The organism is Nonomuraea jabiensis (assembly GCF_014204795.1).
GTDB classification, from domain to species: Bacteria; Actinomycetota; Actinomycetes; order Streptosporangiales; family Streptosporangiaceae; genus Nonomuraea; species Nonomuraea jabiensis.
This window is the reverse complement of the sequence record NZ_JACHMB010000001.1, coordinates 4,966,828-4,979,785: the sequence shown is the minus strand read 5'-3', so window position 1 is coordinate 4,979,785 and position 12,958 is coordinate 4,966,828. Positions and strand designations below refer to the sequence as shown.

5 protein-coding genes are annotated in these 12,958 nt (G+C 70.6%); 1 reads left to right on the top strand and 4 read right to left on the bottom strand.

Annotated features, from left to right (window positions below):
* Positions 1-31: 31 nt before the first annotated feature.
* Positions 32-1,216: an AI-2E family transporter gene (locus HD596_RS22950; RefSeq protein ID WP_185071391.1), complete on the top strand. Its 1,185-nt coding sequence runs from the start codon at positions 32-34 to the stop codon at positions 1,214-1,216.
* A 267-nt stretch (positions 1,217-1,483) separates the two neighbouring features.
* Here HD596_RS22950 and HD596_RS22945 read toward each other — a convergent pair whose 3' ends face one another.
* The 4 genes from HD596_RS22945 to HD596_RS22930 all read right to left on the bottom strand — a co-directional run bounded on the left by HD596_RS22945 (position 1,484) and on the right by HD596_RS22930 (position 12,852).
* Complete coding sequence (locus tag HD596_RS22945; RefSeq protein ID WP_185071390.1) at positions 1,484-2,269, bottom strand: alpha/beta fold hydrolase; 786 nt, start codon at positions 2,267-2,269, stop codon at positions 1,484-1,486.
* Between the two features lie 162 nt (positions 2,270-2,431).
* Positions 2,432-3,190 carry an SDR family NAD(P)-dependent oxidoreductase gene (locus HD596_RS22940; RefSeq protein ID WP_185071389.1) on the bottom strand — a complete coding sequence of 253 codons (759 nt, stop codon included), beginning with the start codon at positions 3,188-3,190 and terminating at the stop codon, positions 2,432-2,434.
* A 109-nt stretch (positions 3,191-3,299) separates the two neighbouring features.
* Complete coding sequence (locus HD596_RS64860) at positions 3,300-9,443, bottom strand: RHS repeat domain-containing protein (protein ID WP_185071388.1); 6,144 nt, start codon at positions 9,441-9,443, stop codon at positions 3,300-3,302.
* Positions 9,444-9,636: 193 nt separating this feature from the next.
* The gene (locus HD596_RS22930) at positions 9,637-12,852 is read right to left on the bottom strand and encodes a LamG-like jellyroll fold domain-containing protein (RefSeq protein WP_313044648.1); all 3,216 of its coding nucleotides are present in this window, start codon (positions 12,850-12,852) and stop codon (positions 9,637-9,639) included.
* Positions 12,853-12,958: the final 106 nt, after the last annotated feature.

Below are 12,958 nucleotides of genomic sequence, written 5' to 3'. Positions count from 1 at the left end.
GCTATTTGCCGACAATCTCGGGAGTGCCACCTTGTCCGCGAATGTCGAACCCGCCGCCCCGGAGCCCACGCAGGCCGCAGAGTCCACGGAGTCCGCAGAGCCCACGGGGTCCGCAGAGCCCACGACCGGGGGAAGAGCCGCCCGGGCCCAGGAGGGCGACGGCGGCCCGCAGCCGTACGGGCTGCCCGGCAAGCCGCTCGCCCGCGGCCCCTTCCTGTTCGGGCTGGTCGGCGGGCTGGGGGTGCTGACGGCGATCGCGATCGCCCAGATGGTCGTCGCCTCGTTGAGCACGATCATCCTGGTCGTCGTGGCGATGTTCCTGGCCGTCGGCCTCAACCCGGCCGTCGAGGCCCTGCAGCGCCGCGGCCTGGCCCGGCGGGGGGCGATCTCGATCGTGTTCGCCGGGGTCATCGTGGCGTTCGCGCTGTTCGGGCTGGCCGTGGTGCCGCCGGTGAGCCAGCAGCTGTCGGAGTTCGTGGCGGCGGTGCCCACGTACGTCACCGAGCTCGGCAAGAATCCGACGCTGCACCAGCTCGACTCCGAATACCAGATCCTGGCGCAGCTCAAGACGTTCGTGACGAGCACGCTGGGGCCGTCGCTGGCCAGCGGCATCATGGGCGCGGGGCTGGTGGTGCTGAACGGCGTCTACACCACGGTGACGCTGCTGGTGCTCATGCTCTACTTCCTCGGCTCGCTGCAGACGATCAAGGACTACCTGCTCAAGCTCGTACCGGCCTCCCGCAGGACCCGTACGAGGGCGATCAGCGAGCAGATCCTCTCCGGCATCGGCGGGTACGTGGCGGGCAACGTGCTCATCTCGGTCATCGCGGGCTTCCTGACGTGGATCTTCCTGTCGGTCGCCGGGGTGCAGTACGCGCTCGCGCTCGCCCTGGTCGTGGCGCTGACGGACCTGATCCCGCTGGTGGGCGCCACGATCGGCGCGGTGCTCGTGACCGGGGTCGCGCTGCTGCAGTCGGTGCCGGCGGGGATCGCGTGCGCGGTCTTCTTCGTGGTGTACCAGCAGGTGGAGAACTACTTCATCTATCCGAGGGTGATGAAGCGGTCGGTGGACGTGGCGCCGGCGGTGACGGTGATCGCCGCGCTGTTCGGCGGGGCGCTGCTGGGGATCGTCGGGGCGCTGCTGGCCATTCCGGTGGCGGCGGCCATCGCGTTGATCGTGCGCGAGGTGGTGCTGCCGCGCCAGGACCACGCCTGAGGGCCTCTCGTAGGAGGGTCGAGCCCCGGTTGCCCACCGCGCCCCCGTCGCCCGCCTCACTCCGGCTGAGGTCCTTCGGGAGAGGGAGAGGGAGGGCTGAGGTCCCCCGAGGAGAGGGACGGCTGAGGTCCCTTGGGGAGGCCCTTCGGGGAAGGGAGCGCTGAGGTTCCCTTGGGAGAGGGAGGGTTGAGGTCTCCTCGGGAGGAAGGGCGCGGTCCTTGGGCGGGGAAGGGCGGCGGCGGGCAACCCGGCCGCCGGGTGAGGGGGTCAGGGGTGGGGGGTGGCCAGGTCGGTGCGGAGGAATTCGGTGACGGCCGCGTTGAAGGCCTCGGGCTGCTCCACCGCGCTCAGATGGCCGGCCTTCGGGATGATCTCCAGTCGCCCGTCGGGCACGGCGCGCGCCATCGCCTCTGCCTCGGCGGGTGGCGACAGCTCGTCCTCCTCCCCCACCACGACCAGCACCGGCACCTTCAGCGCGCTCAGCGTGTCGAAGGAGTCGGGCCGCGCGGCCATCGCCCGTTGCGCCCAGGCGACCGCGCCCGGCGGCGCCGACTGCACGAGCCCCTTGACCCGCCCGAACACCATGGCCCGCCGCTCCTTGGTGGTCGGCCCGATGAGCGCCGGGAGCACCTCGCTGACCAGCACCTCGCTGCCGTCGGAGAGCACGGCCCGCGCGATGCGCTCCCTGTTCTCCCGCGCCGGGGGCGGGTCGGCGCCGGCCTTGGTGTCGGCCAGGATCACGCCGAGCACCCGGTCAGGGTGCCGACGGCAGAACGCCATGGTCACGTAGCCACCCATCGACAGCCCGCCGACCACCGCCCGCTCGATGCCCTCGTCATCGAGCAGCCTGGCGACGTCGTCGGCCATCAGGTCGAGCGAGGGCTCCTCGTCGCCCAGCCGGGACCCGCCGAAGCCGCGCAGGTCGGGGGTGACGACCCTGCAGGCCTTGGCCAGTCCTTCGCGCTGGGCCAGCCACATGGCCGACGAGAGCGGGAACGCGTGAAGCAGCACAACCGGGAGCCCGGTTCCGGCCGATCTCGTGTAGAGCTGCACGGACCACACGGTAGCCCGGTTCACGGCCGCAAGCACTCAATGTCGTATGCCTATATGTGCTGAAAACCGAGAGTGCTTCGCTAAAAGTCCACCATAAAGGCGGCATTTCGCCAATGTCGGCTATAAAGCTGGCATTGGCCCGGCGAATAATCGCGTACACAATTAGATGGCGGTGGCGCCGCCGTCCACGAACAGCACCTGGCCCGTCATGTACGCGGAAGCCGAGCTGGCCAGGAACACGGCCGGCTGGGCCATCTCCGCCACCGTCCCCCAGCGTCGCATGGGCACGGTGGCGACCGTGGCGGCGCCGGAGGTCTCGTCCTCCCAGAGGTTCCGGTTGAGGTCGGTGGCCGTCCAGCCGGGGCACAGCGCGTTGACCCGCACCCCCGCCTGCGCCCACTCCACGGCCAGCGTCTTGGTCAGCGCCACCAGCCCGGCCTTGGCGGCGGCGTACGGGGCGAGGAAGGGCGCGCCGAGCGCCGCCACCGACGCCACGTTGATGACCGTGCCGCCACCCCGCTCCAGCAGGTGGGGCGCGACGGTGTGGCAGACGGTCATGGCCGAGTCGAGGTTGAGCCGCATCAGCTTGTCCCACCCCGACAGCCGCAGGTCCTTGAACTCGACGAGGAAGTTCGACCCGCCCGCGTTGTTGACCACGATGTCGAGGTGCCCGAGCCCGTCGATGGCCGCCGTGACGGCCCCCGCGGCGGCGTCGCGGTCGGTGAGGTCGGCGGGGAGGACGACCGCGCGCCTGCCCAGCGCCTCGACCTCCTTGGCCACCTCGGCCAGGCTCTCGGCCGACCGGGACACGAGCGCCACGTCGGCCCCCGCCTCGGCGTAGGCGAGCGCGATGCCCCGCCCGATCCCCTTCGACGCCCCCGTGACCAGAGCCTGCTTCCCACTGAGATCGAACGCGCCCACGCTGCCTCCTAGAGTCATTACCGAACAAGATTCTAGTGATATCTCGCCCGAAAACGCCACCGGCGCGGAACCCCGTGAGGGTCCCGCGCCGGTGTCCGATCAGTTGGGGCTAACCTCCCAAGCCCCAGATGATGATGTCGAGCGCGTCGGCCAGTCCGCTCTTGTCGAGATACTGGGTGACCTTGAAGCCGGTTTCGGCGATCGTGCCCGTCCTCGTGTTCTCGGGCTCGATCTTCTCCGGCCTGAAGATCTGACGTTCACCCTGGCCGGAGCCACCGGGCCGGGCCGCGGGCGGCGGTCCGTCCGGATACATCCGGCCGTCTCGGTAGACGGTGTAGGACTGCGTCGGCTGAGTCGAGCCGTCGTTGCGGTAGATCTGACTCGGCCGTGGCTGCATCGGCTGCCGGCTGTCTCTGGGCGGCGCCTGCCGCTGCTGCGCCCTGTGGCTGGTCGGCCGCTGCGCCGGACGCTGCCGTGCCCGCTGGATCCCGCTGGGGACCCGGCCGGCCCGCCTGTTGCGCGTCCTGGCCGCCGCCGCGGCCCGGCGCTTCGCCGCCGCCTCGGCGGCCTTTCTCCTCGCCTCTCTTCTCGCCGCCGCCGCGGCCCGCCGCTGCGCCCGTGCCGTCGCCGCCTTCCTGGCCCGCTCGGCCGCCCTCTTCTTGGCCTGTTCCTGGAGTTTCTTCCTGGCCGCGGCCGCGGCCTTCTTCCGCGCCGCCTCCAGGGCCCGCTTCTTGGCCTCGGCCGCGGCTCTCCGCCTGGCCTCCGCCAGTGCCCGGCGCCGCGCCGCCGCGAGGGCGGCCCGCCTGGCCGCCGCACGCGCCGCCGCGATGGCGGCCCGCCTGGCGGCGGCCATCGCCAGCCTCCTGGCGATGATCTGCGCCGAGACCCGCACCACGACCGCCGCGACGAACCAGAACAGCTGGCCGTCGGGGTCGCTCATGGTGACGGGGCTGTTGTTGGCGTAGGCGTAGGCGTTGAGCTGCTGCGGGTTCTGCTCCTCCATGACGGGGTCGACCGACAGGAAGCGCCCGTTCTTGGGGTCGTACTCGCGGGCGCCGAGGTGGACGAGCCCGGTCGTGGAGTCCTGCGTGCCTCCCACGAACCCGCGCTGCCCCGGCCAGAACGCCGGTGGCGATCCCCGGTTCTCGCCGAACGGAGTCGTCCTCCGTACGGCCAGCTCCCCGGTGCCGGCGTTCACCGCCGCCTGAGCGGTGCCCTGGTGGTCGTTGATCAGGAAGTAGACCTGGTTGTCCGGCGTGCGCACCGCGATGGGCTCGCCGCCGATGGTGTAGTAGCGGGTCTGCTCGACGGCGTCCTTGGCGAAGTCGAACCGCAACTCGATGTCGTCGATGTAGAGCGTGGAGTCGGTCGGCGTCTTGCGGATCAGCCGGTCGCCCTCCGCGTTGTACACGAAGGACGTCGTCTTGCCCGCCTCCGTCACCGACTCCAGGTTGCCCTCGGCGTCCCAGACCAGGCTCTGGTCGGAGTTGCCGACCTTGCGCCTGGTGGTGTTGCCCGCAGCGTCGTACTCGAACAGGTCCGACCCGACGGTCTGCAGCGCGTGCGGCTGCTTGCCGCCCGCCGCCGGGTAGGTGGAGGTACGGGTGGTCTCACCCGCGCCGCCCCAGGCGTGCTTGATCTCCTTGAGCCGGTTGCCGGTGGCGTCGTACTCGTAGCTGACCGCGTACGGGGCCACGCCGCCGATCTTGTCGGACTGCGGGCTGCCGCTGGCGCAGTCGTCGGTGGCCGTCCACGCCGAGGTCATCCGGCGCAGATGGTCGTACTTGAAGCACTGCGTGTCCTGGCCGCTCGCGCCCTTGTCGGCGATCTTGGTGATGTTGCCGACCGCGTCGTAGGTGTAGTTGAGGTCCAGGTCGGTCGCCGGGGCGCCCTCCCTGTCCACCTGCAGCCTGGACATCCTGCGGGTGGCCTCGTCATGGGTGTAGGTGAGCCAGGTCTTCTTGCCCCCGGTGCTCAGCTCCGTCTGCAGGGTCTCGCCCAGCTTGGAGTAGCGGGTCGCGGTCACGTACGTCGACAGGCCGCTGACCTTGGTCGGCTGGCTGAGCTCGTCGTAGGTGTAGACGACCTGCTCCTCCGCCAGGCCGCCCGCGGCCGGGAAGCTGACGGACTGGACCTGGTCGTCGGCCGTGTAGCGGGTGTTGAGCTGGTAGGAGCCCGCCAGCTTGCCCTCCCGCTCGGGGATGGTGACGGTCTCGCGCAGCGTGCGGTAGTCCGAGTCGATGGCGTTGATCTCGGCCTTGTACGCCTGCCCGCCCGTGTAGCGGATGCTGGCGTTCATGTGGCCCTTGGCCAGCGCGTCGTACTGCCACTCGGCGAGGAGCGGACCGGTCGCGGAGCCGTCGCGCAGCTCCTTCTTGCGGCCCAGCGCGTCGTAGACGTAGTACAACGTCTTGCCGCGCGAGTCGGTCGTGGTGACCAGCTCGTCGGCGTCGTTGTACGTCATCGTGGTGACGCCCTTGTCGGGGTCCTCCATCTTGATCTCGCGGCCGCGCATGTCGTAGTGGTGGCGCCACACGTTGCCCGCCGCGTCGGTCACCGTGGACAGGCGTCCGGCGTGGTCGTAGGTGTACTTGGTGGACTCGTACTCGCCGGTCGGGGTCGCGCCCTTGTACTGGCGCAACTCGATGAGCCGGTCATCGGCGTCGCCGATGCGGGTCGTGGCGGTGCCTCCGGGCGGCGGCGTGATGTGGACCCGGTCGCCCTGCTGCGTGGTGCTGACCCGGTACTTCTCCTGGCCCTTCGCCTTGAGGATCTGCGCGTTGGCGTCACCGCTGCCGTCGAAGGTCACCACGACCTGGTTGGGCACGTCCGCGTCGGCCACGCCGAACAGGTCGGTGGAGGGCGTCCCGGTGGCGAAGTAGCCGGTGTTCGACTTGGCCGCCTCGCCGAGCGAGTTGTAGATGGTGTCGGTGATCGTGCGCCCGTCACGCAGCGCCGGGTCCTGCGTCTGCTCGTCGCGGGGCGCGGGCTCCTGGGTCTGGCGCTTGCGCATCAGGCCGTCGTACAGCTCGTGGCTCGCGCTGTAGGTGCCGTCCGCGTTCAGCGTCTTCGTGGTGACGAAGCTGGGACCGTCGGTGCGCATCGTGTAGGAGTACTCGGTGCTGGGCGACTGGTTGGCCGCCTTGCTCCGGTCGGGCTGCCAGACCTTGATCAGGCGGCCGAGCGCGTCGTACTCCATGTCGATGCGGCGGTTGTTCGCGTCGATCTCGGCGATGGGCTCGCCCCAGGCCGGGTCGAGCAGGGTGCGCTCGACGTGGCCGAGCTGGTTGGTCTCCTTGATCTCGGTCGGGGGCGCGCCCGCCGTCGGGGTGTAGGTGGTGGTGGACTTGGTGCCCAGCGCGTCGGTCTCGCTGGTCTCGCGGCCGTAGGCGTCGTAGGTGTGGGTGCTCTCGACGATCGTCGCGCCGTCCCCGGAGACGGTGTTCTCGACGGTGGTCACGTCACCCTTGGTCGGCGCCTGGCCGTACGCCTTGTTGTCGTACTGGACCTTCTGGTCGGAGATGATCTCACCGGCGGCCAGCTTGGACACGGCGGTGCCGCAGCCGGCGGCGACCTTCTGGATCCGGCTCGTGTAGTCGAGCATCCAGCTGGTGTCGTTGCGGGCGTAGGTGTAGCGGGTGCACTGGTCGTCGTCGGTCGTGGCCAGGTCGCCCTTCTCCTCCACCTGGAGGAGCAGGCCCTTGGTGTCGTACTCGCGCTCCTCGCCGGTACGACGCCACTTGCCTCCCTCCAGCGCGGTGCGGGTGACCATGGACTTGGGCTCGACCACGTACGCGGCCTTGGTGACGCCGCTCTGCGTGGACTCGGCGGTCTTGACGGACCAGGGCTCCTCGAGCGTCGCGCTCAGGATGGCCCCGCCGTCGCCGTCGTAGACGATCTCCTCGCGCTCGAAGCCCGCGAACTGGTCGAGGTCGTCCAGCTTGACGCCCTCGGAGTCCGTGACCTGCGCGCTGCGCTTGGAGCCGTCGGCCTGCTTGTCACCGTGCATGCCGCGGAAGTAGCGGAACTCCGTCAGCGTGCGCTTGGTGTCCTGGCCGTCGCCCTGGCGCACCCGGACCCGGCCGTAGCCCCGGAACTCGGACCACGTACGGTGCTCGGGCTTGACCAGGACGTTCTCGGCGTAGTGCCAGGCCGTCCCGTCGAGGTACTCGTAGTCGGTGACGACGTTGGGCGCGCCGCCGACGCGGTCCACCTCCATCGTCTGGGTGACCACGTACTTGTGGAACCAGTCGGTCACCTCGGCCTCGTTCGGCGGTGACCAGCGCTGCGGGAAGCAGCGCCTGGCGTTCTTGTCCGCCGTGGGCACGTCGCCGGGCTTGCAGTCGGCCGCGGAGTAGTTGACGCGCAGCTCACCGCCGGACTCGTTGTTCACGGCCTGAACGCGCCACTTGACCAGCGGGGCGCGGCCCTCGTTGGCGTCCACCCGGTTGGGCAGCTGGACGCCGGTGAACGTGACCTTGGGCAGCGTGATCGTGCCGCCCACGTGACCGGACTGCTGGATCGAGGCCAGCCACAGCGCCGGGCTCATGCCGTCGCCCGAGGCGGGGAACTGGTGAGCCAGCGTCCAGGAGTCCACCGGGGTGTACTGGCCCGAGGTGTTGACGATCTGCGTGGTGACCTTGACCAGGCGCTTACGGGTGAAGAACGTCGGCGCCAGGCGGTCGGTGCACTTCACGCCGGAGTCGCAGATCTGGTCGAACGGGACGTCCGGCCAGCTGCTGGCGGTCTCCTTCTTGAGCTGGTCGGCGGCGCAGGTAATGGTGCCGCTGGGCAGGCAGCGCTCGGCCACGTCGAAGACGACGCGGGCGGCGGGAGCCTTGGTGAACAGCTCGTTCTGCAGGTAGCCGTAGTCGATGCGGGTGAGGTAGCCCGCGCGGTCGTACACGGTGCCCAGCTCGGGCTTCATGTTGCGGCCGTAGTAGTTCTTCTCCTGCGCGTACCAGTAGGTGGTGGCGTTGCCGTGGGTGTCCACCGCGTAGTCGAGGTTCCACCGGTACGCCTGCTGGCACCAGGCGTTGGCCGGGGTGCTGTTGTAGCAGGGCTCGCCGCTGTTGTTGCCGAACACCGGCACCGTCTGGACCGACTTCGTCTCCGGCTTGCCGGTGACCCAGCCGGGCAGCCGGTTCAGGCCGAAGGTGTACTGGGTGCCGTCGGCGCCGGTGACCCGCCAGTACTCGCCGTTGTTGTCGCCGTTGGTGGCCCCGGTCAGGTACTCGATCCGGGTGCCGTCGTCGCGCTTGGGCCGCCACTGCTTGGACGTGGCGTCCTTGACCAGCTCGACGGCCGAGTTGCCGAGCGACAGGGTGACGTTCTCCCCGTCCCAGCACAGGTCGCCGGTCTTCTTGCCGTCGACCATGCAGGACTTGTAGCGGCGCTCGATGTAGCCGCTGGGGTTCAGCTCGAAGCCCTCACCGACCCAGGAGGCCTGGTTGTTGGTGGAGGCGGTGCGGCCGTCCACGCTCTGGGAGGAGTAGTCGATCGACAGCTCCGGCTCGTCGCCGCCCAGCGCGGGAGGGGTGCGCAGGTCGTAGTCCCAGTTGAAGTCACCGGTCTGGGGGCCGACGCCCCAGCTCGCCGACGGCGCGAGCGAGGTGGCGGAGTGGTCGCCGGACTGGCCCGAGGCGGCGGCCGTGACCGCGTACAGGCCGGCCGGCTCGAACTCGGCGGTCAGCGTGCCCGCCTTCGGGTCGTTCTCGCTCTTGACCGGCTGGGGGGCGGCGCAGCCGTCCGCCTCGGTCAGGGCGCACTCCTCCAGCTTGACCACGCGGAGCCGGGCGCCGTAGTCGCCGCCGTAGGCGTAGCGGAAGCCCGAGTAGTCGATCTGCAGGCGGGTCTTCTTGCCGGACGCGGCCTTGAGGCTCGCTCCCTGGCCGGGCGATACGCGCATCGCGAGGCCGAGCAGCTTGGAGTCGACGAGCTCGACGCGTACGGGGTCGGCGGTCTCGGCCTTGGCGGCGGCGGCGCCCTTCTGCGGGGCCAGCTTCACGGGGAAGCCGGTCGCCGCCAGGGTGCTCGCCCCGGTGCCGCCCAGCTCCGCCGCCTGGGGTTTGGGCCAGGTCACGCCTGGTGGCGCCTTCCACGCCTGTTTCTCGACGGGATCGGCCAGCGGGGGCAGGACCGGGACGCTCTTGCCCTTGACCGGCTTCTCGTTCTGCACCGAGGGGGCCGGCCGGGGCGCGGCCTGCGCGGGCATGGCGTACGTGAGGGGGACGACGAGGGCGATGGTGAGCACACCCGCGAGTCTGCGAGGCCAGGGAGACTCGGGCTTGGGCTTGACGAAACGGTTCCAGTAAGGGTCGTGATAGTCGGGTTCGTCGGGTTCGTTAGGTCGATTCCAGCGGGATTCGGGCAGGTCTAACTCACTCGGCAGGTCCATGAACCTCTCCCAGTCGGGGTGCAGATCGGACTTACTGGGGTGGGTGGATTTACTGGGCGGCCAGCTGAGCGATCTGCTCGGCGCTCAGCACGCCGTCATACGTGCGGACGTCGTCCACGGCTCCTGGCCAGTAGCCGGTGAAGGCGCCCGCGGTCTTGGTGCGGCCCAGCTGCAGCGGGCCGGTGGCGTTCCACGCGCTCGCGTGGGAGGTGATGGTGGTGGTCGAGAGCTGGCCGTTGACGTAGATGCGCAGCTCGCCGGCCAGCGCGTCGTAGACGCCGGCGACGTGCGTCCACTCCAGCGGGTTGGGGATGGCGTCGGAGCGGGTGCGTACGAGAGCGGCGGTGTCGGTGTCGGCGGCCCTCATGCCGAGGGTCCACCGCTGCTGTTCCTTGTCGAAGCCGAGCTGGAACCCGGCCGCCCGGCTGCCCGGCTGGGCCACGGCGGCGGTGTCGACGGTGGGCAGGTAGTCGAGCTGGACCCAGGCGGCCACGGTGAAGCTCGACCTGGTGCCGACGGCGGGGCCGGCGGTCTGGGCGTAGCCGTTGACGCCGTCGAGCGCGAGCGCGCCGTCCAGCCAGCCGGCCGTCCACGAGGCGCCCCCGCCCAGCGTGGCGGCCGTGGAGCGGCCGGAGGACTCCGCGGCGGACGTGCCCGACTCCTCGTCCAGCTGCCAGTGGCCGACCAGCGCGGCGGCGCTGTTGACCAGGTCGGCGACCTCGTCGGCGAACATGGCCCGGCCGTAGACGCGGACCTCGTCCACGTCGCCCGGCCAGGACTCCGCCGCGGCGCCGTTGACCTTGCCGCGGCCGATGGTGAGCGGCCCGGTGGCGTTCCACGGCGAGGTGGCGGCGACCGTGGACTCCAGCTTGCCGTTGACGTAGAGGGAGATCTGGCCCGCGGCCGAGTCGTAGACGCCGGCCAGGTGGGTCCACTCGTTCAGCCTGGGGGCGGCGGCCGACAGGGCCTTGACCGTCGCGGCGCCGTCGGCGTCGGAGCCCGGGCGGATCAGGGCCCAGCGGTCGTCGGGCTTGGAGTACTGGAGCGCGAAGCCGCCGGTCCTGGTGCCTTCCTGGGTGACGACGGTGGCGGTGGCCGCGTTGCCGGTCAGGCGGGCCCAGGCGGTGACGGTGAAGTTGCGGCTGGTGTCGGCGATGGGGCCGGAGGTCTGCGCGTACGTGTTGGCCAGGCGCAGCCCCATGCCGGTCTTCCCGGTCGTCCACGTGGCCCCGTACAGCGTCGCCGGGTGGGCGTTCGCGGCGTCGGCGGTCACGGTGCCCTGGCCCTCGTTCATGGCCCAGTGGCCGTCCGGGCCCTTGCCGCCGTTGACGTTGAAGACGTACGTGCGGATCGGGCCGAGCTGGCCGGCGCGGTCCTTGCTGCGTACCGACAGGACGTTCGGGCCGTCGTGGCGCGGGGTGAGCGCGATCGTGGCCGTGCCGTCAGCGGCGGGCGCCACCTCCGACTTGGGCGTGGTGTCCAGCCCGTAGACGTAGGCGGCCACGTCCGTGACGCCGTTGGGCTCGAATCTGAAGGTGCCCGCCAGGCCGACGCCGTCGTTCCAGCCCTCCTCGGCGTACTGGGGAGAGGTCACGACCGGCTCCCTGCCGGGCGCGGTGGCGTCCACCGTGGCCTCGCACCAGGGGCTCCACGCGCTGGTGGCCTTGCCGTCCTCGGCCCGCACCCGCCAGCGGATCAGCGCGCCGTCCGCGTACAGGCTGACCGGAACCGTCGCGTAGTAGGCGGAGCCGGACGAACCCGTCGCGGTGACGTACTCGCCGGTCTTCGTCCCGGCGGCGTTGTACCACTCGAAACGGCCCTTGACCGAGTTGTCGGCGTCCTTGAGCTTGGCCCACAGCTTGGGACTGGCCGTGCTGATGACCGGCCGCCCGTCACCGGAGACGCAGGGACCGCCCGGGTCCGACCAGGCGTCGGCGGCCACCGGGTCGGACGGGATCGAGTTGTACTCGATGACGGCGACCGGGTTGTTCTTGAACTTCTTCCAGGCGTACAGGTCGGTCTCGCTGGTGGCATAGAGACCGATGGTCATGCTGTTCCACTTCTTGGCGGCGGCGTCGGCGGCCCACGACGTGACGTCGAACTCGACGCCGCCGGGCGCGCAGGACCCCGTGCCATAGCCCTTGGCCACGTTCACCGTGGAGAGCAACCTGGTCTTCGCCGGCTGGTTGCTCCAGGTGGTGCTCTTGCTGATCGCGCCGGTCCCCCACGCCTCGACCTTGCGGGCGCTGCAGGAGTACGACCACGTCTCGTAGGTGCGCAGCGTCGCCTTGATGATCTGCTTGCCGTGGATGGTGGCGCCGGTGGCCATCTGGAAGAACGAGCGGTTCGTCTGGGTGGAGCTGATCTTGCCGACGCGGGCGACGTCGCTGGAGTTGAGGTAGTTGGAGCTGGGCCAGTTCTTCCAGACCGCCGTCCACGAGCCGCGGGCGGCCGAGAAGTACGGGTCCAGGTAGACGGGGAACCGGGTCTTCTCGTCCTCCAGCATCTTCCGGTCCGGCCGCAGCAGCAGCTTCCTGCCCGACAGCGCCACGCCCATCGTCGCCTCGCGCGCCTCCGGCGAGCGGCCCTCCTTGAGCGCCTGCGGGCTCGTGATCCCCTGGGAGTCCCACATCTTCGGGGTGGGCGCGATGAAGATCGTGCCGCCGCCCTCGTCCACGGCCTCCAGGTTGCCCGCCTTGTCCGACTTCAACGACAGGCCGTTGACCGAGAGAGGATAGGAGAGCTCGGTGAGGCCCGCCGCGGCGGCCCGCGACTTGACCACCAGCACGTGGGAGAAGCCGTCCACGTCCGCGGTGACCTGCAGGTCCACGCCCGGCATGACCTCGGGGTAGGTGGCGGTGTCGCCGTTCAGCGTGGGCTTGGGGAGCGTGCCCTGCCAGCCCAGCTCCAGGGTCTTGGCCCCGCGCGCCAGGCGGGCCAGCGGCCCGGTGCCGCCGCCGGAGAACGTCAGGTCGGCCGCCGTGGCGACCGTCTCGACCGCGCCGTCCGGGCGCAGGCGGAGCGTGGTGTCCACGGGGACCCAGCCGTCGGCCTTGCGCACGCGCACGGGGCGGACGTACTGCTCCAGGGTGAACGTGCCGTCGGGCTTGGCCCAGACCTGGCGGGTCTCGCTGCGCTGCGACTCCACCTCGACCGGCTTGCCCGCGCTGCGGGCGAGGGCGAGCGCGGAGTCCTCGGACGGTTGGACGGTCTGCGGTGGTGGTGCCACCGTCTTCGCCGCTGCGGCGGGCAGGGGATCAGGCACCGCCAAGATCGTGATAGCTAACGCCGCCGTAACCAACCCACGAACTGCCCGCATACGTCCTCACCCAGGGTGAGCAGGGGTTACGCGCGGGAAGGCACGCCCGCCC